Origin of the sequence: Pseudomonas benzenivorans (assembly GCF_033547155.1) — a bacterium.
GTDB lineage: Bacteria > Pseudomonadota > Gammaproteobacteria > Pseudomonadales > Pseudomonadaceae > Aquipseudomonas > Aquipseudomonas benzenivorans_B.
Map to the genome: position 1 here is coordinate 4,198,129 of NZ_CP137892.1, position 23,267 is coordinate 4,221,395.

The window sequence follows — 23,267 nt, forward strand, 5'->3', positions numbered from 1 at the left end:
AAAAAGCCGCACCCGGGTGCGGCTTGTTCGGATGAGGCGTTTACGCCGCGATCGAGCCCTTGAGCTTGTTCATGGCGTTCTTCTCCAGCTGGCGGATGCGCTCGGCGGAGACGTTGTACTTGGCGGCCAGGTCGTGCAGTGTGGCCTTCTCCTCGGCCAGCCAGCGCTGGTAGAGGATGTCGCGGCTGCGCTCGTCGAGCCCTTCCAGGGCCTCGTGCAGGTTGGCGGTGGCGCTGTCGCTCCAGTCGGCGTCCTCCAGCTGGCGCGCCGGATCGTAGCGATGGTCTTCCAGGTACTGGGCCGGCGACTGGAAGGCGCTGTCGTCGTCGGCATCGTTGGCCGGGTCGAAGGCCATGTCCTGGCCGGTCAGGCGGCTCTCCATCTCGCGCACTTCGTGCGGCTCGACGCCCAGGCTGTCGGCCACGGCATGCACTTCGTCGTTGTTCAGCCAGGCCAGGCGCTTCTTCTGGCTGCGCAGGTTGAAGAACAGCTTGCGCTGGGCCTTGGTGGTGGCGACCTTGACGATGCGCCAGTTGCGCAGGATGAACTCGTGGATCTCGGCGCGAATCCAGTGCACGGCGAAGGACACCAGGCGCACGCCCATCTCCGGGTTGAAGCGCTTGACCGCCTTCATCAGGCCGACGTTGCCTTCCTGGATCAGGTCGGCCTGGGCCAGGCCGTAGCCGGAATAGCTGCGGGCGATGTGCACGACGAAACGCAGGTGGGCCAGCACCATCTGCCGCGCGGCCTCGAGATCCTGCTGGTAGTAGAGACTCTCGGCCAACTCGCGCTCCTGCTCCGGGCTCAGCAGCGGGATGCTGTTGACCGCGTGCACGTAAGCCTCCAGGTTGGCGCCTGGGACTAGGGCATGGACAGGTTGCAAGGACGTTGACATTCGAACCCTCCGACTCACTAAACGCATGCAGTGTAGCACTGCGCAATACGACTAGGAACGCGTATACAAGTTCCGTTACAGATAGTCAATATTAAAGAAATCAATCAGTTACTACCGCGGCGCCAGCTCGCTCAAATGCCGGGCCACGGCCAGCCAGGCGCCGATGTAACCCAGCAGCACGGCCCCCAGCAACAACGACAGGCCGTCCGCCGCCGGCACCCCGGCCAGGGCGAAGTCGCTGCCGTACAGCCCGGCCAGGCGCACCACCGCATCGTTCAGCCAGCCCAGGCCGTAGGCCAGCACCAGCCAGGCCAACAGCCCGGCGCCGAAGCCGTAGAGCGCGCCCATATAGAGGAAGGGCCGGCGCACGTAGCTGTCGGTGCCGCCGACCAGCTTGATCACCTCGATCTCGGTGCGGCGGTTCTCGATATGCAGGCGAATGGTGTTGCCGATCACCAGCAACAGGGCCAGCACCAGCAGCAGGGTCAGGCCGAAGACGAAGCGGTCGCCCAGGTGGAGGATGGCCGTCAGGCGCTCGACCCAGAGCAGATCGAGCTGGGCCTGCTGCACCTTGGGTAGCTCGGCCAGGCGCAGGCGCAGGGCCTCCAGGGTGGCCTTGTCGATTTCCCTGGGGGTGACCAGCACCACCCCGGGCAGCGGGTTGTCCGGCAGTTCCTTGAGCGCCTCGCCCAGGCCCGACTGCTGCTGGAACTCGTCCAGGGCCTGCTCGCGGCTGATCCACTCGGCCTCGGCGACCTCGTCCATCGCCGCGACCTCTTCGCGCAGCGCCTGGCCCTGGGCATCGCTGGCGTCCAGCTGCAGGTACAGGGAAATCTGCGCGGCGCGCTGCCAGGAGCCGCCGAGGCTCTCGACGTTGTCCAGCAACAGCGCCAGGCCCATGGGCAGGCTCAGGGCCACGGCCATCACCAGGCAGGTGAAGAAGCTGCCGATCGGCTGCTTGGCCAGGCGGCGCAGGCTGTCGACCAGGCTGGCGCGGTGGCTCTCCAGCCAGGCGTGCAGCTGACTGCGGAAATCCGGGCCGTCGTCCGGGGCCTTCTGCTCGGCCTTCTTCGGCACGGCGCCGACGCGCTGGGCCGGTTGCGGTGGCGGCATGCGGGTCGCGCTCATACGGCCTCCCCGTCGCCGATCAGGCGACCGCGTTGCAGGGTCAGCATGCGGTGGCGCATGCGGGCGATCAGCGCCAGGTCATGGCTGGCGATCAGCACGCTGGTGCCGAGGCGGTTGATGTCCTCGAACACCCCCATGATCTCGGCGGCCAGGCGCGGGTCGAGGTTGCCGGTGGGCTCGTCCGCCAGCAGCAGGGCCGGGCGATGGACGATGGCCCGGGCGATGCCGACGCGCTGCTGCTGGCCGGTGGACAGGTCGCCGGGAAACAGCTCGGCCTTGTCCGCCAGGGCCACCCGCTCCAGGGCGGCACCGACCCGCTGGCCGATCTCGGTCTTGCCCAGGCCGAGGATCTGCAGCGGCAGGGCGACGTTGTCGAACACGCTGCGGTCGAACAGCAGCTGATGGTTCTGGAATACCACGCCGATCTGCCGGCGCAGGAAGGGGATCTGCGCATTGGTGATCTGCGCCAGGTCCTGCCCGGCCAGCAGCAGCTTGCCGCTGGTGGGCCGCTCCATCGCCAGGATCAGGCGCAGCAAGGTGCTCTTGCCGGCGCCGGAATGGCCGGTGACGAAGAGGAACTCGCCGCGGCGCACGCGAAAACTCAGCTCGTGCAGCCCGACGTGACCGTTGGGGTAACGTTTACCGACCTGCTCGAATCGAATCATCCCTATTTCTCCGCGAACAGCGCCTGGACGAAGGCCTCGGCCTCGAAGGTACGCAGATCGTCAATGCCTTCGCCGACGCCGATATAGCGGATCGGCAGGCCGAACTGCTTGGCCAGAGCGAAGATCACCCCGCCCTTGGCGGTGCCGTCCAGCTTGGTCAGGGCCAGGCCGCTGAGGCTGACGGTCTGGTTGAACTGCTTGGCCTGGTTGATGGCGTTCTGCCCGGTGCCGGCGTCCAGCACCAGCAGCACTTCGTGGGGTGCGCTGTCGTCGAGCTTGCCGATCACCCGACGCACCTTGCGCAGCTCCTCCATCAGGTTGTCCTTGGTGTGAAGGCGCCCGGCCGTATCGGCGATCAGCACGTCCATGCCGCGCGCCTTGGCGGCCTGCACCGCATCGAAGATCACCGAGGCGGAGTCGGCGCCGGTGTGCTGGGCGATCACCGCGATCTGGTTGCGCTCGCCCCACACCTGCAGCTGCTCCACCGCCGCGGCGCGGAAGGTGTCGCCGGCCGCCAGCATCACCTTGTTGCCGTCCAGCTGCAGCTTCTTGGCCAGCTTGCCGATAGTGGTGGTCTTGCCGACGCCGTTCACCCCGACCACCAGGATCACATAGGGCCGCTTGGCGTGGTCGATGCGCAGTGGCTGCTCGACCGGCTTGAGCAGCGCGGTCAGCTCTTCCTGCAGCGCCTTGTACAGCGCACCGCTGTCGGTCAGCTGCTTGCGCGCGACCTTCTGGGTCAGGCTCTGGATGATTGCGGTGGTGGCCTCGACGCCGACGTCGGCCATCAACAGGCGGGTCTCGATCTCGTCGAGCAGGTCGTCGTCGATGGCCTTCTTGCCGAGGAACAGGCTGGCCATGCCCTCGCCGAGGCTGGCGCTGGTCTTCGACAGGCCCTGCTTGAGGCGGGCGAACCAGCCGCCCTGGTTGTCGCCCGGCTTGGCCTGCTCGACCGGCGCCTCGACCACTGGAGGAGGCGGTGCGACCGGCTCGGGCTCGGCCATAGGCGTCGGCGTCGGCGCGTGCAGCACCTCGCTGCCAGCATTGATGCGAAAGCGCGAGGTGCTGGGCGGCGCGGCCTCGGGCGCTGCTGTTACCGGCGGCGTGGCCTCGGGCGAGCTTTCGGCAAGGGGTTCCGCAGGGGCGGGGGAACGCTCTGCCGCGGGCGGCACCTGCGCCGTACCGGCCGGCTGGGGCACCGCCGGAGCACTGGACGTTGCACGCTCGGCCACGGAGGCGAGGGGCGCCTCTGGCGCCGGCGGCGCGGCGGGCGTCTCGATCTGAGCAGACGGCTCGGGTGCGCCGGGCGCCGCGGTAGCGTTATCGGCCGGGGTCTGCGGCTTCTTGCGCAGCCAGCCGAAAAGGCCCTTCTTTTCCGCTGGTTTTTCCGCGCCTTTCTCGGCCGGTTGCTCGGCCGCAGGTGCGGCGGGAGTCTTCTTGTCGTCGTTGGAACCAAACATGGAGGACGGCTATCTCAAAGGAGCGGCGCGCCGCTAGGCAGGCCTGCAAACAGCGAGCAGGCGGGCCGGGCGAAGCCACGGGACGCTGCACAACGGTTTTCAGCAGGCGTAACAGGCATGGCCGCCAGTAAAACGGATGAGTATCCTAGCACCTCCGCGCCCGCCGACGCTAAGTCCACGCGGGCCCGCCCGACAGGTCGACAGTTAATGAATACGATTGCCCGCCGCGCCGTCGGCGCCGCCCTCGGCGTGCTCTGCCTGCCCATGATGGCACTGGCCGCCGCCCCGCAACCGACCCACGAATTCAGCCTGGACAACGGCTTGAAGGTCATCGTCCGCGAAGACCACCGCGCGCCGGTGGTGGTGTCCCAGCTCTGGTACAAGGTCGGCTCCAGCTACGAGACGCCCGGCCAGACCGGCCTGTCCCATGCCCTGGAGCACATGATGTTCAAGGGCAGCCGCAAGCTCGGCCCCGGCGAGGCCTCGCGCATCCTGCGCGAACTGGGCGCCGAGGAGAACGCCTTCACCAGCGACGACTACACCGCCTACTACCAGGTGCTGGCGCGCGACCGCCTGGCCGTGGCCCTGGAACTGGAGGCCGACCGCCTGGCCAGCCTCAAGCTGCCGGCCGACGAGTTCCAGCGCGAGATCGAGGTGATCAAGGAAGAGCGGCGCCTGCGCACCGACGACAAGCCCTCGAACCTGGCCTACGAGCGCTTCAAGGCCATGGCCTTCCCCGCCAGCGGCTACCACACCCCGACCATCGGCTGGATGGCCGACCTCGAACGCATGAGCGTCGAGGAGCTGCGGGCCTGGTACCAGGCCTGGTACGCGCCGAACAACGCCACCCTGGTGGTGGTCGGCGACGTCGGCGCCGGCGAGGTCAAGGCCCTGGCCGAGCGCTACTTCGGCCCCATCCCGCGCCGCGCCGTGCCGACCGCCAAGGCGCCGCGCGAGCTGGCGGCACCCGGCGAGCGGCGCCTCACCCTGCACCTCAAGACCCAGCTGCCGAACCTGCTGATGGGCTTCAACGTGCCGGGCCTGGCCACCGCCCAGCAGCCGCGCCAGGTGCATGCCCTGCGCCTGATCGCCACCCTGCTCGACGGCGGCTACAGCGCGCGCCTGCCGACCCGCCTGGAGCGCGGCGAGGAGCTGGTCTCCGGCGCCTCCGCCTGGTACGACGCCTACGCCCGCGGCGACAGCCTGTTCGTGCTGTCCGCCACCCCCAACACCCAGACCGGCAAGACCCTGGAGCAGGCCGAGGCCGGCCTGTGGCGCGAGCTGCAGGACCTGCAGCAGAATCCGCCCTCGGCCGAGGAACTGGCCCGGGTACGCGCCCAGGTCATCGCCGGGCTGGTCTACGACCGTGACTCGATCACCAGCCAGGCCACCGCCATCGGCCAGCTGGAGACCGTCGGCCTGTCCTGGAAGCTGATCGACCAGGAGCTGGCCGAACTGGAGGCCGTCACCCCGGCCGACATCCAGGAAGCCGCGCGCACCTTCTTCACCCGCGACCGCCTCAGCGTCGCTTATGTCCTGCCCGAGGAGGCGCGTGATGAGTGAACGCAATACGCTGCGTTATGGCCTGCTGGCCCTGGCGCTCCTGGTGCTGCTGGCGATCCTGCTGTTGCTGGTCGACCGCGAGGACCCGGTCGAGTCCGTTCCCGCCGCGCTCGAGCGCGACCGGCTGGAGTCCCTCGCCGAACTGAACGGCCAGGAGCCGAACCGCCGCGACCTGCAGATCCAGACCTGGCAGACCGCCGAAGGGGCCAAGGTGCTGTTCGTCGAGGCCCGCGAACTGCCGATGTTCGACCTGCGTCTGATCTTCGCCGCCGGCAGCAGCCAGGACGACGGCGTGCCGGGCCTGGCCATGCTGACCAACGCCATGCTCAACGAGGGCGTGCCGGGCAAGGACGTCGGCGCCATCGCCGCCGGCTTCGAGAACCTCGGCGCCCAGTTCGGCAACGGTTCCTATCGCGACATGGCGGTGGCCAGCCTGCGCGCCCTCAGCGCCCGCGACATTCGAGATCCGGCGCTGCGCCTGTTCGGCGAGGTACTCGGCCAGCCGACCTTCCCCGAGGACGCCCTGACGCGCATCAAGAACCAGCTGATGGCCGGTTTCGAGTACCAGAAGCAGGACCCGGGCAAGCTGGCCAGCCTCGAGCTGTTCCGGCGCCTGTACGGCGAGCACCCCTACGCCCACCCCAGCGACGGCACCGCCGAATCCATCCCGGCGATCGACCGTGCCCAGCTGCAAGCCTTCCACGCCAAGGCCTATGCCGCCGGCAACGCGGTGATCGCCCTGGTCGGCGATCTCTCGCGCAGCGAGGCCGAGGCCCTGGCCGCCCAGGTCTCGGCAGCCCTGCCGCAGGGTCCGGCCCTGCCGCATATCGCCCAGCCGGAGGCTCCCGAGGCCGGCGCCAGCCACATCGACTTCCCATCCAAACAGACCCACCTGATGCTCGCCCAGCTCGGCATCGACCGCCGCGACCCGGACTATGCCGCCCTCTACCTGGGCAACCAGATCTTCGGCGGCGGCGGCTTCGGCACCCGCCTGATGGAGGAGGTGCGCGAGAAGCGCGGCCTGACCTACGGCGTCTACTCCGGCTTCAGCGCCATGCAGGCCCGCGGCCCCTTCATGATCAGCCTGCAGACCCGCGCCGAGCTCAGTGCCGGCACCCTGCAACTGGTCAAGGAGCTGCTGCGCGACTACCTGGACAAGGGGCCGACCCAGAAGGAGCTGGACGATGCCAAGCGCGAACTGGCCGGCAGCTTCCCGCGGTCCAACGCGAGCAATGCGGCGATCGCCGGCCAGCTCGGCAGCATCGGTTTCTACGACCTGCCGCTGGACCACCTGGAGACCTTCATGGCCGAGGTCAAGGCCCTGAGCGTCGAGCAGGTCAAGGCGGCACTGCGCCGCCACCTCGACCCCGAGGCCCTGGTGATCGTCAGCGCCGGCCCCGATGTGGCGCAGCAGGAGCTGCCGCCACCGACGGACACCCCCGCCGCACAACCCACTGGCGTCCCGGAGCACTGATGCGCAAGTCCCCCGCCAAACCGACCAAGGCCCACGGCGGCCAGGGCCAGCTGCGCATCATCGGCGGCCAGTGGCGCTCGCGCCGCTTCGCCTTCCCCGATGGCCCAAGCCTAAGGCCGACGCCTGACCGGGTGCGCGAGACCCTGTTCAACTGGCTCGCCCCCCATGTCGAGGGCGCCCGGGTCCTCGATCCCTTCGCCGGCAGCGGCGCACTGTACCTGGAGGCGCTGTCGCGCGGCGCCAGCAGCGCCCTGGCCCTGGACCTCAACCCGGACTCGGTGGCCGCCCTGCGCGGCCACCTGCAAGCCCTGGGTTGCGAAAACGGCCAGTTGCTGCAGGCCGACGCCCTGGCCTACCTGCAGCAGCAACCGGCCACGCCCTTCGACCTGGTGTTCCTCGACCCGCCCTTCCACCAGGACCTGCTGGCGCCGATCTGCGCGCTGCTGGAAGATCGCGGCTGGCTCGCCGAGCGCGCCTGGGTCTACAGCGAGAGCGAGACGCCGCCTTCGACCCTCGGCCTGCCGGGCAACTGGCGCCTGCACCGGGAGAAACAGGCCGGCCAGGTGTACTACGCCCTCTGGCAGCGCGGCGAGTAAAGGCGCCCCCGCCTCGCCCAGCGGCCGTACACTGAGCCATGAGCCCGACCTTCCAACCCGCCTGGTGGCTACCCGGCCCGCACCTGCAGACCCTGTGGAATCCGCTGTGCCGCAAACCGGTGGTGCTGCGGCGCCGGCGCGAGCGCCTGTGGCTGGCCGACGGCGACTTCCTCGACCTCGACTGGCACGGTCCGCACAGCGCCGACGCGCCCCTGGTGCTGGTGCTGCACGGCCTGACCGGCTCGTCCGACTCCCTCTACGTGGTCGGCCTGCAACAGGCCCTGGCCGCCCGGGGCTGGGCCAGCGTGGCGCTGAACTGGCGCGGCTGCTCGGGGGAGCCCAATCGGCTGGCGCGCGGCTACCACTCCGGCGCCAGCGAGGACCTGGCCGAAACCCTGCATCACCTGCGCGCGCAACGGCCCCGGGCGCCGCTCTATGCGGTGGGCTACTCCCTGGGCGGCAACGTGCTGCTCAAGCACCTCGGCGAGGCCGGCGGCGACAGCCTCTTGCACGGCGCCGTGGCAGTGTCCGTGCCGTTTCGCCTGGACCAGTGCGCCGACCGCATCGGCCAGGGCTTCTCGCGGGTCTACCAGGCGCACTTCATGCGCGAGATGGTCGCCTACGTGCGCAGCAAACAGCGCCTGTTCGCCGACCTGGGCCAGGCCGAGCGCCTGGCGACCCTGGAGCGGCTCGGCCCGCTGGACGACCTGCGCACCTTCTGGGACTTCGACGGCCGCATCACCGCACCGCTGCACGGTTTCAGCGATGCCCAGGACTACTACCAGCGTGCCTCGAGCCGTTACTTCCTCGGCCGCATCCGCACCCCGACCCTGATCATCCAGGCCGCCGACGACCCCTTCGTGTTCCGCCACAGCCTGCCGGAGCCGGCCGAACTGGCTCCGGGCATCGAGTTCGAACTGCACCGCCACGGCGGCCATGTCGGCTTCGTCGAGGGCACCCTGCGCCGCCCCGCCTACTATCTGGAGCGGCGCATCCCGCAGTGGCTCACCGCGCAGGCAGCAACCTAGAGCACCTGCTCCAGCGGCACATGCAGCCGGCGGTGCAGCGCCTCGACGGCCTCGCGCGCCGGCTCGGCGATATAGCCGTCCTCCAGCGCCAACACCTGATAGATGCCCCGGCGCAGCGAGTCCTCGTTGAGGTCCGCGGTCTGCCCGGCGGTGGTCCCGAGAAAGCGCACCCAGGAGGTCATGAGGATCCAGGCATTGAGCGCCAGCGCCTCTATCTGCGCCGGTTGCATGCGCAGTATCCCGGCCTCGACGAAGCCCTGGTAGATGGCCCCGCCGGCCTGCAGGCAGCGCCGGGCGAACAGCCGGTAGCGCGCGGCCAGCTCCGCGTCGCTGTCGAGCAGGTGCTCCAGGTCGCGGTGCAGGAAGCGGAAGCGCCACATCGCCGCCAGCAGCGCCTCCAGGTACAGGGTCTTGTCGGCGATGGTCAGCGCCCGCCCCTCCGGCAGGCGCAGGAAGGCATCGACATGGGCCTCGTACTGGCCGAACAGCTCGGCGACGATCGCCTGCTTGTTGCGGAAGTGGTAGTACAGGTTGCCCGGCGAGATGCCCAGATGGGCGGCGATATGGTTGGTGGTGACGTTGCGTTCGCCCTGGGCATTGAACAACGCCAGGCTGGCCTGGACGATGCGCTCGCGGGTCTTGGTGGAAGGCGCCATAAGCAGCTCGACTGCGACTCGATCGGTTCGACAAAGGTACAGGGGGCGTCGCCCCGGACGCTACCCGGGCGTGCGAGCGGCCTGTCGTTTGACACTTTAGAGCAATTGCTCTAAAAATTCCTCCAGCCCGCCGCGGTCGCCTCGCTTCGCGGCACCGCGGAGCGCACCGCCAGACCGCCGAGGAGCCGCACATGGTCGCCGACGTCACCTATCTCGAACGAAACCTGCAACACAGCCAGCAGCAGATCGCCCAGATGGAGGCCAACTTCGCCCGCCAGCGCCAGGCCTTCCAGGCCAACCCCATGCCGCCGGCCGAACAGCGCAGGCAGTGGCTGAAGAGCCTCGGGCAGCTGCTGGTCGCGCAGCAGGACGCCCTGATCCAGGCCGTCAGCCAGGACTTCGGCAACCGCTCGGCCGACGAGACCCTGCTCGCCGAGCTGATGCCCAGCCTGCACGGCATCCACTACGCGCGCCGGCGCATCAAGCGCTGGATGAAGCCCTCGCGGCGCAGCGTCGGCCTGCCCTTCATGCCGGCCGCGGCCAGGGTGATCTACCAGCCGCTGGGCGTGGTCGGGGTGATAGTGCCGTGGAACTACCCACTGTTCCTCGCCATGGGCCCGCTGGTCGGGGCCCTGGCCGCCGGCAACCGGGTGATGATCAAGATGAGCGAGTCGACTCCGGCCACCGCGCAGCTGCTCAAGGAACTGCTGGCCGAGGTCTTCCCCGAGGACCTGATCGGCGTCGTGCTGGGCGAGGCGGAAGTCGGCATGGCCTTCTCCAAACTGCCGTTCGACCACCTGCTGTTCACCGGCGCCACCGGCATAGGCCGGCATGTGATGCGCGCCGCCGCCGACAACCTGACCCCGGTGACCCTGGAGCTGGGCGGCAAGTCGCCGGCCATCGTCTCAGCCGACGTGCCGTTGCAGGACGCCGCCGAGCGCATCGCCTTCGGCAAGACCCTGAATGCCGGGCAGACCTGCGTGGCGCCCGACTATGTGCTGGTGCCCAGGGACCGCGTCGAGGGCTTCGTCGCCGCCTACCGCACCGCCGTGCAGGGCTTCTACCCACAACTGGCGGACAACCCGGACTACACCGCGATCATCAACCCTCGCCAGCAACAGCGCCTCGAGGCCTACCTGGCCGACGCCGAAGACAAGGGCGCCACCCTGCTGCCGCTGTACCCCCAGGCCCAGGGCCGACGCATGCCGCACTGCCTGTTGCTGAACGTCGGCGACGACATGCAGGTGATGCAGGAGGAAATCTTCGGCCCGCTGCTGCCGGTGGTGCCCTATGAACGCATCGAAGACGCCTTCGCCTATATCAACCGACGCCCCCGCCCGCTGGCCCTCTACTACTTCGGCTACGACAAACGCGAGCAACGGCGCGTGCTGCACGAGACCCACTCCGGCGGCGTGTGCCTCAACGACACCCTGCTGCACGTGGCCCAGGACGACCTGCCGTTCGGCGGCGTCGGCCCCTCGGGCATGGGCCACTACCACGGCCACGAGGGTTTCCTCACCTTCAGCAAGGCCAAGGGGGTGTTTATCAAGCAACGCCTCAATGCCGCGCGCTTGATCTACCCGCCCTACAACAAGGCGATCCTGAAGCTGGTGTACCAGCTGTTCGTGCGCTGACCGCACCCCCAGAGGCGACTGCCAGAATGCTCGATACCCCTACCCAACCCGCCGGCCCGACCCGGCGCCAGCTGCTCAGGGTCGGCCTGCTCGGCTCGGCCGCACTCGCCACCGCGGGCCTGGCCGCCAGCCTCAGCGGCTGCTCGGCGCGCACGCCCCAGGCCGGCTTCGCGGTGATCCGCGCCAGCGACCTGCCCATGCTTCAGGCCCTGATTCCGGTGCTGCTGGAAGGCGCGGTGCCGCCGCAGAAGATGCCCCAGGCGCTGGCCGGCACCCTCGAGAGCCTCGATTACAGCCTCGCCCACCTGTCGCCGGAGATGCGCGACCTCACCCTGCAACTGTTCGACGTGCTGGCCCTGCCGGTCACCCGTGGGCCGCTGACCGGGGTCTGGGGGCGCTGGCAGAACGCCTCGACCAGCGAGGTGCGCGCCTTCCTCGCCCGCTGGCAGAACAGCACCTTCGGCCTGCTGCAGATGGGCCACGCCTCGCTGCTGCAACTGGTGCTGATGAGCTGGTATGGCCGCCCCGAATCCTGGGCCCACTGCGGCTACCCCGGCCCACCCAGCGTCTGACCGCCGCCGAACTCCCCTTCGCCCGAGAACCGACCACATGCCCGTACCCGATCCATTCGCCGAAGGCCTGGCCCGCGGCTGGAAAACCCACGACGGCTCGCGCCTGGAGCAGGACCTGAGCCTGGAAGCCGATATCGCCATAGTTGGCAGCGGCGCCGGCGGCGGCACCAGCGCGGAGATCCTCAGCGCCGCCGGCTTCAAGGTGTTGCTGATCGAGGAAGGTCCGCTGAAGACCAGCCGCGATTTCAAGATGCAGGAGACCGAGGCCTACACCAGCCTCTACCAGGAAGGCGTCGGGCGCATGAGCAAGGACGGCGCCATCACCATCCTCCAGGGCCGTGCGGTCGGCGGCACCACCCTGGTCAACTGGACCTCGAGCTTCCGCACCCCGGAACCGACGCTGCAGCACTGGGCCCGGGAGCACGGGGTCGTGGGCCACGACCCGGCGCAAATGGCGCCCTGGTTCGAGCGCATGGAACAGCGCCTGGGCGTCGCCCCCTGGGCTATCCCACCGAACCCCAACAACGAGGTGATCCGCGCCGGCTGCGACAAGCTCGGCTACGACTGGAAGATCATCCCGCGCAATGTGCGCGGCTGCTGGAACCTCGGCTACTGCGGCCTGGGCTGTCCGACCAACGCCAAGCAGTCGATGCTGGTCACCAGCATTCCGGCGACCCTGGAGCGGGGCGGCGAGCTGCTCTATCTGGCCCGGGCCGAACGCCTGCTGATCGAAGGCGACCGGGTCGCCGGCATCGAGTGCCTGGGCCTGGACGCGCGCGGCGTCGCGCCCAACGGCCGCAAGATCCGGGTCAAGGCCCGGCATTACATCCTCGCCGGCGGCGGCATCAACACCCCGGCCATCCTCCTGCGCTCGAGTGCCCCCGACCCGCACCGGCGCACCGGCAAGCGCACCTACCTGCACCTGGTGAACTTCTCCGCGGCGCAGTTCGAGCGGGTGATCAATCCCTTCTATGGCGCGCCGCAGTCGGTCTATTCCGACCAGTTCCAGTGGGAGGACGGCGTCGCCGGGCGCCAGTCCTACAAGCTGGAGGTGCCGCCCCTGCAACCGGCCCTGGCGGCCACCCTGCTCGGTCGCTTCGGCCTGGACAATGCCCTGCGCATGGAGCAGCTGCCCCATACCAATGTGATGCTGGCGCTGATGCGCGACGGCTTCCACCCGGACAGCGCCGAGGGCCGGGTGGAGCTGCGCGGCGACGGCAGCCCGGTGCTCGACTACCGCATGACCGATTACAGCTGGGACGGCATACGCCGGGCCTTCCACAGCATGGCCGAGATCCAGTTCGCCGCCGGCGCCAAAGCCGTGCTGCCGCTGCACGCCGACGCCGGCCATGTGCAGACCCTGGGCGAGGCGCGCCGGCTGATCGACGAACTGCCGCTGGCGCTGTACCGCACCCGCCTGGGCAGCGCCCACGTGATGGGCGGCTGCGCCATGGGCGAGGACCCGCGCCAGGCGGTCTGCGACAGCCTCGGCCGCCACCACCAGCTGGGCAACCTGTCGATCCACGACGGCTCGCTGTTCCCCACCAGCATCGGCGCCAACCCGCAGCTGTCGATCTATGCCCTCACGGCCAAGCTGGCGACGCGCCTGGCCGAGCGCCTGGAAAGTGCCTGATGCCGCTTGCCTGCCGGGGCGCGCCTGCGCCCCTGGGCCAGGCTCAGGCTCGAAGCCACCTGCCGGCGCCCGGCCAGCGCGACTTGGCCGTCACGCACCGCTGCGCTACCATCCGACACCCTAACGGACCGCGTCAGGACGTCACGATGAATCGAGTGTTATACCCAGGCACCTTCGACCCCATCACCAAGGGGCATGGCGATCTGGTCGAGCGTGCCTCGCGGTTGTTCGACAGCGTGGTCATCGCCGTGGCGGCCAGCCCGAAGAAGAACCCGCTGTTCAGCCTGGATCAGCGCGTGGAGCTGGCCCGCGAAGTCACCCGGCACCTGCCGAATGTCGAAGTCATGGGCTTTTCCGGCCTGCTGGCGCACTTCGCCGGGGAACAGGGCGCCAACGCCTTCCTGCGCGGCCTGCGCGCGGTTTCCGACTTCGAGTACGAGTTCCAGCTGGCCAACATGAACCGTCAGCTGGCGCCGGATGTGGAGAGCCTGTTCCTCACCCCCTCGGAAAAATACTCCTACATCTCCTCGACCCTGGTGCGGGAGATCGCCGCCCTGGGGGGCGATATCTCCAAGTTCGTCCACCCGGCCGTCGCCGAGGCATTGGCCCAGCGCTTCAAACAGTAGCCCTGCCCCCGCGACACATGGCGCCCGCTCCGACAATCCGGCACAATTCGCCTACCGTTGTCTGATAGTGCCGCGGCCGCGGGCCTCGGCTGGAGCGCCTACCCAATGTCCCTGATCATCACCGACGACTGCATCAACTGCGACGTCTGCGAGCCCGAGTGCCCGAACGGCGCGATCTCCCAGGGCGAGGAGATCTACGTGATCGACCCGAACCTGTGCACCGAATGCGTCGGCCACTACGACGAGCCGCAGTGCCAGCAGGTCTGTCCGGTGGACTGCATCCCCCTCGACGAGAACCATGTCGAGAGCAAGGACGAGCTGATGGAGAAGTACCTGATCATCACCGGCAAGGCCTGATCCGTGGGCCGCCCGAACCGCGGCTTCCTCGCCCGGCGCGCCCTCGCAGGCGCCCTGCTGTTGCTGTTCGCCCTCGCCGTGCAGGCCGCCGAGCAGCCCGGACGCGCCGCCATCGCCAGTGCCCATCCCGCCGCCACCGTCGCCGGCCAGGAGACCCTGAGCCAGGGCGGCAATGCCTTCGACGCCGCCGTGGCCATCGCCGCCGCCCTGGCGGTGGTCGAACCCTACGGCTCGGGCCTGGGCGGCGGCGGTTTCTTCCTGCTGCGCGAGGCCGGCGAGCAGCCGAGCTACCGCTTCCTCGACGCCCGCGAGCGGGCCCCGCTGGCCGCCCATACGGACCTGTACCGGCGCGACGGTGAGGTGCAGCCGGCGCTGTCCCTCAACGGTGCGCTGGCCGCCGCGATCCCCGGCCTGCCGGCCGCCCTGGTCGAGCTGGCGCAGCGCTTCGGCCGCCTGCCGCTGCGCGACGCCCTGGCCCCGGCCATCCGCCTGGCCCGCGACGGCGTGGCGATCGACCGAGTCTACCGCGAGCGCGCCGGCTGGCGCCTGGCCGCCCTGCGCGACGACCCCGAGAGCGCGCGCATCTTCCTCGACCAGGGCGAGGTCCCGGCGGAATTCGCCCTGCTGCGCCAGCCCGAGCTGGCCGTCACCCTGGAACGCCTGGCCCGCGAGGGGCGCGCCGGCTTCTATGGCGGCGAAACGGCCGAGCGCCTGGTGCGCGGCGTGCGCGCCGCCGGCGGCATCTGGGCGCAACGCGACCTCGACGACTACCGGGTGGTGGAGCGCCAGCCCCTGCGCGTGACGCTCGCCGACAAGCGCGAGCTGATCGGCGCGCCGCCGCCTTCGGCCGGCGGCATCGCCCTGGGCCAGAGCCTGCTGATGCTGCAGCGACTGCCCTGGCGCCAGGCCGATGCCGTGCAGCGCAGCCACCTGGTGGTCGAGGCCCTGCGCCGTGCCTACCGCGACCGCGGCCTGCTGGGCGACCCGGACTTCGTCGCCGACCCGACCGCGCAGCTGCTCGCCCCCGCCTACCTGGAGCGGCTGATGGCGAGCATCGACCCGCAACGGGCTACCCCCAGCAGCAGCCTGCCGCCGGCAGGCGACTGGCACGAGGGCGACCACACCACCCACTTCACCGTGCTGGACGCCGAGGGCAATGCGGTGGCCGCCACCCTGTCGATCAACCTGCCGTTCGGCGCCGCCTTCACCGTGCCCGGCACCGGGGTGTTGCTCAACGACGAGATGGACGACTTCGCCGCCGACGTGCAGGGCGCCAATGCCTACGGCCTGGCCGGCAGCCAGGCCAATGCCATCGCCGCCGGCAAGCGTCCGCTGTCGAGCATGAGCCCGACCTTCATCGAGGGCGCGGACGCCTTCGCCAGCTTCGGTACCCCCGGCGGCAGCCGCATCCCGAGCATGGTGCTGCTGGCCATCCTCGAGTACCTGGACGGCCAGCCCATCGAGCGCTGGCCCAGCGTGCCCCGTTACCACCACCAGTACCGGCCGGATGTGATCGAGCACGAACCGGACGCCTTCGACCCGACGCAGATCGCGGCACTCGAGGGCCTCGGCCATGAACTCAAGACGGTCAATCGCCAGTATGGCAACCAGCAGGTGCTGTTCTGGGACAAGCGCGCCGGACGCGTCGAGGCCGCCAGCGACCCACGCGGCATCGGCACCGGCGTGGTATCCCCCTAGTTGCCAGCGGCTTTTGCCCGTTTCGCACCCACAAAAAAGCCGGCATCGCTGCCGGCTTTTCGGTTCAGGCGGGATCAGTCACGCTTGTAGCCCGTGGTGGTGCAGCCCAGGCAACGCACGAAGGCCGATTTTCCCGGCTCCACCACCAGCGCCTCGCCGGCCTCGGCCACATTGCCGCCCAAGGCGGTGAAGGGCAGGCTGACGACGAAGGCGACCGCACCTATGGCGGTGGCGCCGATCAGCAGCGGGCGGGCGATCAGCAGGTCGCCGATCATCGCGTAGCCCTTGGGCGCATTGGCGGTGTACATCGGGTCGCCACTGGTGTTCTGCTGCATCACTTCCGCCTGGGCCGGCAGCGCCAGCAGGCCAGTGGTCAGCGCCAGGACAACAGCGGTCGAGCGAAACAGATTCATGGGGGCGATCCTTCAGCTATTAGGAGGCAGTGAGGGTAACTATAACAGCGCCCCGGCAATTGTCAGCGTGACGGCCGTCAATCGCCGCACAAGCCATCGCCCCCGGCTGCCGCGCGCCGAACCGCAAGGCCGAGGAGCGGGCGCCCCGTTTCAGCGCTGGCAGCGCGGGCAGTAGACGCTGGCACGCTGCCCCAGCTTCACCTCGCGCAGGCCGCTGCCACACTGCTTGCAGAACGCGCCGCCGCGGCCATAGACGAACAGCTCCTGCTGGAAATAGCCCGGCTGGCCGTCGCCGCCGACGAAGTCGCGCAATGTGGTGCCGCCGCACTCGATGGCCTGGGCGAGGATGCGCTTGATCGCTTCGGCCAGCTTCAGGTAGCGCGTCCGGGAGATCGAGCCGGCCTCGCGGCGCGGATCGATGCCGGCGGCGAACAGCGCTTCGGTCGCATAGATATTGCCGACCCCGACCACCACCGCGTTGTCCATGATGAACGGCTTGACCGCCATGCCCCGGCCGCGCGACAGCTGGAACAGGCGCTCGCCGTCGAACTGCGCGGTCAGGGGCTCCGGGCCGAGCCGGCTGAGCAGCTCGTGCCGCAGCGGATCGCTGCTCCAGAGCAGTGCACCGAAGCGCCGTGGATCGGTGTAGCGCAGGGCCAGGCCCGACTCCAGTTCGATATCCACGTGCTCGTGCTTGGCCGCCGGCAGACCGCACTCGACCAGGCGCAGGCTGCCGGACATGCCCAGGTGGCTGATCAGGCTGCCGCTCTCGGCCTTGATCAGCAGGTACTTGGCGCGCCGTTCGACGCATTCGATGCGCTGGCCGGACAGGCGTACGTCCAGGTCCTCCGGGATCGGCCAACGCAGGCGCCGCTCGCGCACTATGACCCGGCCGACGCGCTGGCCTTCCAGGTAGGGGGCGATACCGCGGCGGGTGGTTTCGACTTCGGGCAGTTCGGGCATGGCGGATCGTTCGGGCGTATGGCTGGGAGGGCGGGCGTCTACCTTATCAGCTTGGCCGCGCCGCAGCCCACCCGGGCCGTCAGACGGTGCCCAGCTCGCGGATGCTCTCGCGCAGGTTCTCGAAGTCGTATTCGGACAGGCCGACATATTCGAGCACCAGCTGCTCGATGCTCTGCCACTCGTGGTCCTCTTCCTGGTTGCCGAGGACCTGGTGGGTCTGGCAGATGTGCTCGGCCATCTTCAGGATCGCCAGCAGGGTCTTGAGCGGGGCCTCGCGGCCGGAGTCGTCGCTGAAGATCGACAGCGCGTTGTGGTGGCTGGCGATGGCCTCGCACAGGTGCAGCGGCAGGTTCCAGGACTTGGCGGTGAAGTAGCCGACCACCGCATGGTTGGTGTTGAGCAGACGGTTCTCGGTGTCGACCACCCGGTGCTCGCCGCGGGCGTTGTAGTAGGCCTCCTCCAGCACCACCATATAGTTGGGGAAGCGCTTGACCATCAGCGGGATGCCGCAGTTGTGGAACAGCCCCAGGGTGTAGGCCTCGTCCGGCGCCTGGTAGCCGATGCGCTTGGCCAGGGTCAGGCAGGTCATGGCCACGTCCTGGGCGGTATCCCAGAAACGGTTGAGGGTGACGATGGCCTCGTCGCTCAGCTCGCCCTTGATCGACTGGGCGTTGATCAGGTTGATCACCATGTCGCAGCCCAGCAGGTTGACCGCCTGCTGGATCGAGGCGATGCGATTGGCCAACCCGAAGAACGGCGAGTTGACGATCTTCAGCAGTGCGCCGGACAGGCCCGGGTCCTGGCTGATCAGCTTGGCGATGACGCGCAGGTCCGGGTGGGGCATGACCTGTTCCATCTGCAGATCGACCATGATCTGTGGCTGCGGCGGCACGCTGATGCCCTGCAGGACCTGTTGGATCTGTTCCGCGCTGAGTTCGTGGGCCATGCTGGGCGACTACTGGACTGTGAGGAGGGGCACAGTTTAGCCATTGTCCATTGCCCTGTGCAGCCACCCGTGGCGAGCACCGTTGCCGGCCCGGCCTGGGTTATACTCCCGCTCTTTTTCCGGAGAGCCCCCATGAGCCTGCCCAGCCTGCGCCTGAAAGCCAACGCCGACCGACGCCTGCGCGCCGGCCACCTGTGGGTCTACAGCAACGAGATCGACGTCGCCGCCACCCCACTGCACGGCTTTGCCGCGGGCGACCAGGCGCTGCTCGAGGCCGCCGGCGGCAAGCCCCTGGGCGTGGTCGCGCTGAGCCCGAACAACCTGATCTGCGCGCGCCTGCTGTCGCGCGACACCAAGCATGTGCTGGACAAGTCGCTGCTGGTGCACCGGCTCAACGTCGCCCTGAGCCTGCGCGAGCGCCTGTTCACGGCGCCCTGCTACCGCCTGGTGTACGGCGACTCCGACCTGCTGCCGGGCCTGGTGGTCGACCGCTTCTTCGACATCCTGGTGGTGCAGCTGGCCTCGGCCACCATGGAACGGCACAAGGACGAGGTGCTCGCCGCCCTGATCCAGGTGCTGGGGCCCAGCGGCATCCTGCTCAAGAACGACTCCGCGGCCCGCGACGCCGAGGGCCTGGAGCGCTACGTCGAGACCGCCTACGGCCAGGTGCCGGAGTGGGTCGCCCTGGAAGAGAACGGCGTGAAGTTCGAGGCGCCGGTGATCGAGGGCCAGAAGACCGGCTGGTTCTACGACCACCGCATGAACCGCGCGCGCCTGGCGCCCTACGTCCAGGGCAAGCGGGTGCTCGACCTGTTCAGCTACATCGGCGGCTGGGGCGTGCAGGCCGCGGCCTTCGGCGCCAGCGAAGTGTTCTGCGTGGACGCCTCCGGCTTCGCCCTGGATGGCGTCGAGCGCAACGCTGCGCTCAACGGCGTCGCCGAGCGGGTCACCTGCGTGGAGGGCGACGTGTTCGCCGCCCTGAAGGAGCTCAAGGCCGCCGAGGAGCGCTTCGACGTGGTGGTCGCCGACCCACCCGCCTTTATCAAGCGCAAGAAAGATCTCAAGAATGGCGAAGCCGCCTACCGCCGCCTCAACGAGCAGGCCATGCGCCTGCTGAACAAGGACGGCATCCTGGTCAGCGCCAGCTGCTCCATGCACCTGCCCGAGGACGACCTGCAGAACATCCTGCTGACCAGCGCCCGCCACCTGGACCGCAATATCCAGCTGCTCGAGCGTGGCGCCCAGGGCCCGGACCACCCGGTACACCCGGCCATCGCCGAGACCCGCTACATCAAGAGCCTGACCTGCCGCCTGCTGCCCAACAGCTGATCAGGCGACAGCATCGGCTCAGTGCAGTATCTGGGTCAGGAAGGCCTGCGCCCGCGGGCTCTTCGGCGCGTTGAAGAAGGTCTCCGGCGGGCTGTCCTCGACGATGCGCCCGCCGTCGAGGAACAGCACGCGCTGCGCCACCTGGCGGGCGAACCCCATCTCGTGGGTGACGCAGAGCATGGTCATGCCGCTGTCGGCCAGCTTGACCATCACATCCAGCACCTCGCTGACCATCTCCGGGTCCAGGGCCGAGGTCGGCTCGTCGAACAGCATGATCCGCGGCTCCATGCACAGCGCCCGGGCGATGGCCACGCGCTGCTGCTGACCGCCGGACAGCTGGCTGGGGTACTTGTGCGCCTGGCTCTCGATGCCCACCTTGGCCAGGTAGTGGCGCGCCCGCTCCTGCGCGGCCTGGCGGTTCAGGCCGTGCACGCTGATCGGCGCCAGGGTGCAGTTGTCCAGCACGCTCATGTGCGGGAACAGGTTGAAATGCTGGAACACCATGCCGATCTCCCGGCGCACCCTGGCAGCCTGGGGGCTGTCGCTGGACAGGTCGCTGCCCTCGACCAGGATGCGGCCCCGTTCGGCGATCTCCAGCCGGTTGATGCAGCGGATCAGGGTCGACTTGCCCGACCCCGACGGCCCGCACAGCACGATGCGCTCGCCGGCCTGCACGCTCAGGTCGATGTCGTGCAGCACCTGGAAGGGACCGTACCACTTGCTCATGCCCTGGATTTCCACGGCGGGACGGCTGCGCGTAGCGGCCTGGCTGCTGGGGGTGGGTGCGGGTACGCCGGTCTGACGGCTGGATGACAGCATGCGGGGTCTCTCCCTGTGCGGCCAGGTCGCCCGCGCCGGCAGAGCCGGCGTTGCGACTGGCGATTATTGTTGTAGTGCTCGGTGCTTAAGCGAAACGTTCGGCGCTGAAGGGCGCCGGGTCGGTGAAGGGGGACTCGCCGGTCATCATCTCCGCCAGCAGGCGGCCACTGACCGGCCCCAGGGTCAGGCCATGGTGGGCGTGGCCGAAGTTGAGCCAGAGGCCGGGATGCTTCGGCGCCGGGCCGATCACCGGGCGCATGTCCGGCAGGCACGGCCGCCGGCCCAGCCAGGGCTGCGGCTCGAGACGCTCGCCCAGGGGGAATATCCTGCGCGCCAGGGCCTCGGCTCGGTTCAACTGGATCTCGTTGGGCGGCGCATCGGGGGCGGCGAACTCGATGCCGGTGGTCAGTCGAATCCCCTGGTCCATCGGCGCCAGCACATAGCCGCCCTGGGTGTCGCAGAGCGAGTGCTTGAGCTCGCGGTCGTGGGCATAGTGCATGTGGTAGCCGCGCTTGATGCCCAGGGGAATCCGATAGCCCAGGGGTTGCAGCAACTCGTTGGACTCGGGGCCCAGGGCGATCACCGCCTCCCGCGCGGCCAGCGGGCCCTCGGCGGTCATCAGCTGCCAGCCTGCCGCGTTCTGGCACAGCGAGCGCGCGTCCCCCTTGAGTACCTGGCCGCCGCGCTGGGCGAACAGCGCCGCATAACCCTTGACCAGATTGCCCGGGTCGCTGACGGTCTTGGGGTCCAGCCAGTGCACGCCGCCACACACCTCGGCCGACAGGTTGGGCTCGCGCTCGCGCAGCTGCGCGCCGTCGAGCAGGTCGAAGCGCAGCCCGTAGACGGTCATGGCCTGGGCTTCCCGCTGCGCCTGGCGCAGGGCGCGCGGGCAGCGGAAGACCTCGATCCAGCCGTTGGCACGGATCAGCCGGCTCAGCCCGGCCTGCTCGACCAGCAGATCGTGCTCCAGCACGCAGCGCTCGATCAGCGGCTGCAGGGCGCGGGTCGATTCGGCCAGCGGCTGGGGCGCCGACTGGCGCCAGAAGCTGTACAGCCAGGGCGCCAGTTTCGGCAGGTAGGCCGGGCTGTAACGCACGTCCGATTGGCGGTTCAGGCCATAGCGCAGCAGGCGCCAGAACTCCCGGGGAAAGGCGTAGGGCACCACGCTGGAGCGCTCGATCAGGCCGGCATTGCCGAAGCTGGTGCCTTCCCCCGGCGCCTTGAGGTCGACCAGGGCCACCCGCCGCCCCCGCGCCTGCAGGTGCAGGGCCGTGGATACGCCGATGATCCCGGCGCCCAGAACGATAGTGTCGCAACTCATGCTGAAGTCCTTACCCCGTGCCCGCTTACCCGGACACATCCGTTAGAAGAATGTCTGTTTCAAGTATGCAGGTGCCGCCCCAGGCGGGCCTCGATGCGCCGCAGCAGGCGACGGATGACCTCGACGATCAGCAGGTAGAGCAGCGCCGCCCACAGGTACAGCTGAAAGTCGAAGGTGCGCGAGAAGCCCAGCTTGGCCACCCCCATCAGGTCGTAGAGGGTCACCAGGGAGGCGATGGCGCTGGCCTTGACCATCAGGATCAGCTCGTTGCCCAGGGGGCCTAGGGCGATCAGCAGCGACTGCGGCAGTATCACCCTACAAAAGGTGGTGCGCCGGCTCAGGCCCAGGGCCGCGGCGGCCTCGTGCTGGCCGCGGGCTACCGCCTGGAGGCTGCCGCGCAGGATCTCGGCCTGGTAGGCCGCGGTGTTCAGGGTGAAGGCCAGCAGCGAGCAGTACCAGGCGTCGCGGAAGAACCACCACAGGCCCAGGTCCTGCCACAGCTCGCGGAACGACCCCAGGCCGTAATAGAGCATGAACAGCTGCGCCAGCAGCGGCGAGCCGCGGAAGAAGTAGATGTAGCCCGAGGTCACCGAGCGCAGCACTCGGCTGCGTGACAGCCGCCCCAGCGCCAGCAGCAGGCCGAGCAGCAGGCCCAGGCTGAAGGAGATCGCCACCAGCTTGGCGGTCACCAGCAGGCCGTCGAGCATGCGCAGGCCGTAGCGCTCGAACAGCTCGGGATCGAAGAACAGATGCAGCCACTCGGGAACGGTCATGACTGGGCACTCCGCTGGCCGTAGCTGTAGTGCCTTTCGGCGAAGCTGAACACCCGGCCGGACAGCGCCGAGAAGAACAGGTAGAGCAGGCAGGCGGCGAAATAGAACAGCATGGGTTCCTTGGTCGCGCTCACCGCCAGGTTGGTCTGGCGCATCAGGTCGACCAGGGAGATGGTCGACACCAGGGAGGTGTCCTTGAGCAGGGTCAGCCAGTTGTTCGACAGCCCCGGCAGGGCCACCCGCACCAGCTGCGGCAGTATCACCTTGCGAAAGCTCTGCCAGCGCGACAGGCCGAGCACGCCGGCCGCCTCGTACTGGCCCTTGCCGAGGGTCTTGAAGGCCGCCAGCCAGACCTGGCTGGAGAACGCGGCGAACACCAGGCCGAAGGCGAGCACCGCGGCGAAGAAGGCGTTGATGCTGACCTCGGTGCTGTAGCCCCAATGGGCCAGCAGCTTCTGCAGGGCGATCTGGCAGCCGTAGTAGACGATCAGCAGGGTGAGCAGCTCGGGCAGGCCGCGGAACACCGTGGCGAAGACGGTCGACAGGGCCCGCGGCAGGCGTTTGTTCGAACGGGCCGCGACCGCCACCAGCAGGCCCAGCGGCAAGCCCAGCGGCAGGCAGCACAGGGCCAGGGAAATGGTCACCAGGGCGCCGGCGAGCAGGGCCAGGCCCCAGCCGCCGTCACCGAACAGCAGTAGAGAGAAAGGTTCCAGCATGG

Annotated in this window: 23 protein-coding genes; 11 read left to right on the plus strand and 12 right to left on the minus strand. The window is 69.1% G+C overall.

Features of this window, described 5'->3' with window-relative positions:
* Nucleotides 1-40 precede the first annotated feature (40 nt).
* From rpoH to ftsY, 4 genes are all read right to left on the minus strand, one after another.
* Complete coding sequence (gene rpoH, locus SBP02_RS19430; protein ID WP_318644039.1) at nucleotides 41-895, minus strand: RNA polymerase sigma factor RpoH; 855 nt, start codon at nucleotides 893-895, stop codon at nucleotides 41-43.
* Nucleotides 896-1,006: 111 nt separating this feature from the next.
* The gene (gene ftsX, locus SBP02_RS19435; RefSeq protein WP_318644040.1) at nucleotides 1,007-2,023 is read right to left on the minus strand and encodes a permease-like cell division protein FtsX; all 1,017 of its coding nucleotides are present in this window, start codon (nucleotides 2,021-2,023) and stop codon (nucleotides 1,007-1,009) included.
* On the minus strand, nucleotides 2,020-2,688 hold the full coding sequence (gene ftsE, locus SBP02_RS19440) for a cell division ATP-binding protein FtsE (RefSeq protein ID WP_318644041.1): 669 nt from the start codon (nucleotides 2,686-2,688) through the stop codon (nucleotides 2,020-2,022). The genes ftsX and ftsE overlap by 4 nt, the downstream gene beginning before the upstream one ends.
* 2 nt (nucleotides 2,689-2,690) lie before the next feature.
* Nucleotides 2,691-4,148 (minus strand): signal recognition particle-docking protein FtsY, encoded by a 1,458-nt coding sequence (gene ftsY / locus SBP02_RS19445; RefSeq protein ID WP_318644042.1) that lies wholly within the window; start codon nucleotides 4,146-4,148, stop codon nucleotides 2,691-2,693.
* A 207-nt stretch (nucleotides 4,149-4,355) separates the two neighbouring features.
* Between ftsY and SBP02_RS19450 the strand changes: the two genes are divergently transcribed.
* The 4 genes from SBP02_RS19450 to SBP02_RS19465 are packed head-to-tail and all read left to right on the plus strand — an operon-like array spanning nucleotide 4,356 to nucleotide 8,809.
* Nucleotides 4,356-5,711: a M16 family metallopeptidase gene (locus SBP02_RS19450; RefSeq protein WP_318644043.1), complete on the plus strand. Its 1,356-nt coding sequence runs from the start codon at nucleotides 4,356-4,358 to the stop codon at nucleotides 5,709-5,711.
* The gene (locus SBP02_RS19455) at nucleotides 5,704-7,185 is read left to right on the plus strand and encodes a M16 family metallopeptidase (protein ID WP_318644044.1); all 1,482 of its coding nucleotides are present in this window, start codon (nucleotides 5,704-5,706) and stop codon (nucleotides 7,183-7,185) included. Before SBP02_RS19450 ends, SBP02_RS19455 begins: the two co-directional genes overlap by 8 nt.
* Nucleotides 7,185-7,781 (plus strand): 16S rRNA (guanine(966)-N(2))-methyltransferase RsmD, encoded by a 597-nt coding sequence (gene rsmD / locus SBP02_RS19460; protein WP_318644045.1) that lies wholly within the window; start codon nucleotides 7,185-7,187, stop codon nucleotides 7,779-7,781. The genes SBP02_RS19455 and rsmD overlap by 1 nt, the downstream gene beginning before the upstream one ends.
* A gap of 38 nt (nucleotides 7,782-7,819) precedes the next feature.
* Nucleotides 7,820-8,809, plus strand: coding sequence for a hydrolase (locus tag SBP02_RS19465; RefSeq protein ID WP_318644046.1), 990 nt, complete (start codon nucleotides 7,820-7,822; stop codon nucleotides 8,807-8,809).
* Here SBP02_RS19465 and SBP02_RS19470 read toward each other — a convergent pair.
* Entirely contained in the window at nucleotides 8,806-9,465 is a 660-nt protein-coding gene (locus SBP02_RS19470; RefSeq protein WP_318644047.1) for a TetR/AcrR family transcriptional regulator, read from the minus strand. The genes SBP02_RS19465 and SBP02_RS19470 overlap by 4 nt on opposite strands.
* Before the next feature lie 191 nt (nucleotides 9,466-9,656).
* Between SBP02_RS19470 and SBP02_RS19475 the strand changes: the two genes are divergently transcribed.
* From SBP02_RS19475 to ggt, 6 genes are all read left to right on the plus strand, one after another.
* Nucleotides 9,657-11,099: a coniferyl aldehyde dehydrogenase gene (locus tag SBP02_RS19475; protein ID WP_318644048.1), complete on the plus strand. Its 1,443-nt coding sequence runs from the start codon at nucleotides 9,657-9,659 to the stop codon at nucleotides 11,097-11,099.
* Nucleotides 11,100-11,125: 26 nt separating this feature from the next.
* Nucleotides 11,126-11,671 (plus strand): twin-arginine translocation pathway signal protein, encoded by a 546-nt coding sequence (locus tag SBP02_RS19480; RefSeq protein WP_318644049.1) that lies wholly within the window; start codon nucleotides 11,126-11,128, stop codon nucleotides 11,669-11,671.
* Nucleotides 11,672-11,708: 37 nt separating this feature from the next.
* On the plus strand, nucleotides 11,709-13,304 hold the full coding sequence (locus SBP02_RS19485; RefSeq protein ID WP_318644050.1) for a GMC family oxidoreductase: 1,596 nt from the start codon (nucleotides 11,709-11,711) through the stop codon (nucleotides 13,302-13,304).
* Between the two features lie 146 nt (nucleotides 13,305-13,450).
* Nucleotides 13,451-13,930, plus strand: coding sequence for a pantetheine-phosphate adenylyltransferase (gene coaD, locus SBP02_RS19490; protein ID WP_318644051.1), 480 nt, complete (start codon nucleotides 13,451-13,453; stop codon nucleotides 13,928-13,930).
* A gap of 105 nt (nucleotides 13,931-14,035) precedes the next feature.
* Nucleotides 14,036-14,287 (plus strand): YfhL family 4Fe-4S dicluster ferredoxin, encoded by a 252-nt coding sequence (locus SBP02_RS19495; RefSeq protein ID WP_025163485.1) that lies wholly within the window; start codon nucleotides 14,036-14,038, stop codon nucleotides 14,285-14,287.
* A gap of 3 nt (nucleotides 14,288-14,290) precedes the next feature.
* Complete coding sequence (gene ggt / locus SBP02_RS19500; protein WP_318644052.1) at nucleotides 14,291-15,985, plus strand: gamma-glutamyltransferase; 1,695 nt, start codon at nucleotides 14,291-14,293, stop codon at nucleotides 15,983-15,985.
* A gap of 74 nt (nucleotides 15,986-16,059) precedes the next feature.
* On the opposite strand, the gene SBP02_RS19505 is transcribed toward ggt, so the two are convergent.
* The 3 genes from SBP02_RS19505 to SBP02_RS19515 all read right to left on the minus strand — a co-directional run bounded on the left by SBP02_RS19505 (nucleotide 16,060) and on the right by SBP02_RS19515 (nucleotide 18,253).
* Nucleotides 16,060-16,398, minus strand: coding sequence for a multidrug transporter (locus SBP02_RS19505; protein ID WP_318644053.1), 339 nt, complete (start codon nucleotides 16,396-16,398; stop codon nucleotides 16,060-16,062).
* Between the two features lie 150 nt (nucleotides 16,399-16,548).
* Entirely contained in the window at nucleotides 16,549-17,361 is an 813-nt protein-coding gene (mutM, locus tag SBP02_RS19510; protein WP_318644054.1) for a bifunctional DNA-formamidopyrimidine glycosylase/DNA-(apurinic or apyrimidinic site) lyase, read from the minus strand.
* Between the two features lie 79 nt (nucleotides 17,362-17,440).
* Entirely contained in the window at nucleotides 17,441-18,253 is an 813-nt protein-coding gene (locus tag SBP02_RS19515) for an HDOD domain-containing protein (protein ID WP_318646382.1), read from the minus strand.
* 186 nt (nucleotides 18,254-18,439) lie between these two features.
* Between SBP02_RS19515 and SBP02_RS19520 the strand changes: the two genes are divergently transcribed.
* The gene (locus SBP02_RS19520; RefSeq protein ID WP_318644055.1) at nucleotides 18,440-19,636 is read left to right on the plus strand and encodes a class I SAM-dependent rRNA methyltransferase; all 1,197 of its coding nucleotides are present in this window, start codon (nucleotides 18,440-18,442) and stop codon (nucleotides 19,634-19,636) included.
* 18 nt (nucleotides 19,637-19,654) lie between these two features.
* Here SBP02_RS19520 and SBP02_RS19525 read toward each other — a convergent pair whose 3' ends face one another.
* From SBP02_RS19525 to SBP02_RS19540, 4 genes are all read right to left on the minus strand, one after another.
* The gene (locus SBP02_RS19525) at nucleotides 19,655-20,455 is read right to left on the minus strand and encodes an amino acid ABC transporter ATP-binding protein (protein WP_404824346.1); all 801 of its coding nucleotides are present in this window, start codon (nucleotides 20,453-20,455) and stop codon (nucleotides 19,655-19,657) included.
* Between the two features lie 85 nt (nucleotides 20,456-20,540).
* The gene (locus tag SBP02_RS19530) at nucleotides 20,541-21,776 is read right to left on the minus strand and encodes an NAD(P)/FAD-dependent oxidoreductase (protein WP_318644056.1); all 1,236 of its coding nucleotides are present in this window, start codon (nucleotides 21,774-21,776) and stop codon (nucleotides 20,541-20,543) included.
* 59 nt (nucleotides 21,777-21,835) lie between these two features.
* On the minus strand, nucleotides 21,836-22,549 hold the full coding sequence (locus tag SBP02_RS19535; protein ID WP_318644057.1) for an ABC transporter permease: 714 nt from the start codon (nucleotides 22,547-22,549) through the stop codon (nucleotides 21,836-21,838).
* Complete coding sequence (locus tag SBP02_RS19540) at nucleotides 22,546-23,265, minus strand: ABC transporter permease (protein ID WP_318644058.1); 720 nt, start codon at nucleotides 23,263-23,265, stop codon at nucleotides 22,546-22,548. The genes SBP02_RS19535 and SBP02_RS19540 overlap by 4 nt, the downstream gene beginning before the upstream one ends.
* Nucleotides 23,266-23,267 lie beyond the last annotated feature (2 nt).

What these genes read in the sequence shown, in the direction of transcription:
- rpoH (WP_318644039.1), bottom strand. Translation starts at nt 895, where the DNA reads ATGTCAACGTCCTTGCAACCTGTCCATGCCCTAGTCCCAGGCGCCAAC.
- ftsX (WP_318644040.1), bottom strand. Translation starts at nt 2,023, where the DNA reads ATGAGCGCGACCCGCATGCCGCCACCGCAACCGGCCCAGCGCGTCGGC.
- ftsE (WP_318644041.1), bottom strand. Translation starts at nt 2,688, where the DNA reads ATGATTCGATTCGAGCAGGTCGGTAAACGTTACCCCAACGGTCACGTC.
- ftsY (WP_318644042.1), bottom strand. Translation starts at nt 4,148, where the DNA reads ATGTTTGGTTCCAACGACGACAAGAAGACTCCCGCCGCACCTGCGGCC.
- SBP02_RS19450 (WP_318644043.1), top strand. Translation starts at nt 4,356, where the DNA reads ATGAATACGATTGCCCGCCGCGCCGTCGGCGCCGCCCTCGGCGTGCTC.
- SBP02_RS19455 (WP_318644044.1), top strand. Translation starts at nt 5,704, where the DNA reads ATGAGTGAACGCAATACGCTGCGTTATGGCCTGCTGGCCCTGGCGCTC.
- rsmD (WP_318644045.1), top strand. Translation starts at nt 7,185, where the DNA reads ATGCGCAAGTCCCCCGCCAAACCGACCAAGGCCCACGGCGGCCAGGGC.
- SBP02_RS19465 (WP_318644046.1), top strand. Translation starts at nt 7,820, where the DNA reads ATGAGCCCGACCTTCCAACCCGCCTGGTGGCTACCCGGCCCGCACCTG.
- SBP02_RS19470 (WP_318644047.1), bottom strand. Translation starts at nt 9,465, where the DNA reads ATGGCGCCTTCCACCAAGACCCGCGAGCGCATCGTCCAGGCCAGCCTG.
- SBP02_RS19475 (WP_318644048.1), top strand. Translation starts at nt 9,657, where the DNA reads ATGGTCGCCGACGTCACCTATCTCGAACGAAACCTGCAACACAGCCAG.
- SBP02_RS19480 (WP_318644049.1), top strand. Translation starts at nt 11,126, where the DNA reads ATGCTCGATACCCCTACCCAACCCGCCGGCCCGACCCGGCGCCAGCTG.
- SBP02_RS19485 (WP_318644050.1), top strand. Translation starts at nt 11,709, where the DNA reads ATGCCCGTACCCGATCCATTCGCCGAAGGCCTGGCCCGCGGCTGGAAA.
- coaD (WP_318644051.1), top strand. Translation starts at nt 13,451, where the DNA reads ATGAATCGAGTGTTATACCCAGGCACCTTCGACCCCATCACCAAGGGG.
- SBP02_RS19495 (WP_025163485.1), top strand. Translation starts at nt 14,036, where the DNA reads ATGTCCCTGATCATCACCGACGACTGCATCAACTGCGACGTCTGCGAG.
- SBP02_RS19505 (WP_318644053.1), bottom strand. Translation starts at nt 16,398, where the DNA reads ATGAATCTGTTTCGCTCGACCGCTGTTGTCCTGGCGCTGACCACTGGC.
- mutM (WP_318644054.1), bottom strand. Translation starts at nt 17,361, where the DNA reads ATGCCCGAACTGCCCGAAGTCGAAACCACCCGCCGCGGTATCGCCCCC.
- SBP02_RS19520 (WP_318644055.1), top strand. Translation starts at nt 18,440, where the DNA reads ATGAGCCTGCCCAGCCTGCGCCTGAAAGCCAACGCCGACCGACGCCTG.
- SBP02_RS19525 (WP_404824346.1), bottom strand. Translation starts at nt 20,455, where the DNA reads ATGCTGTCATCCAGCCGTCAGACCGGCGTACCCGCACCCACCCCCAGC.
- SBP02_RS19530 (WP_318644056.1), bottom strand. Translation starts at nt 21,776, where the DNA reads ATGAGTTGCGACACTATCGTTCTGGGCGCCGGGATCATCGGCGTATCC.
- SBP02_RS19535 (WP_318644057.1), bottom strand. Translation starts at nt 22,549, where the DNA reads ATGACCGTTCCCGAGTGGCTGCATCTGTTCTTCGATCCCGAGCTGTTC.
- SBP02_RS19540 (WP_318644058.1), bottom strand. Translation starts at nt 23,265, where the DNA reads ATGCTGGAACCTTTCTCTCTACTGCTGTTCGGTGACGGCGGCTGGGGC.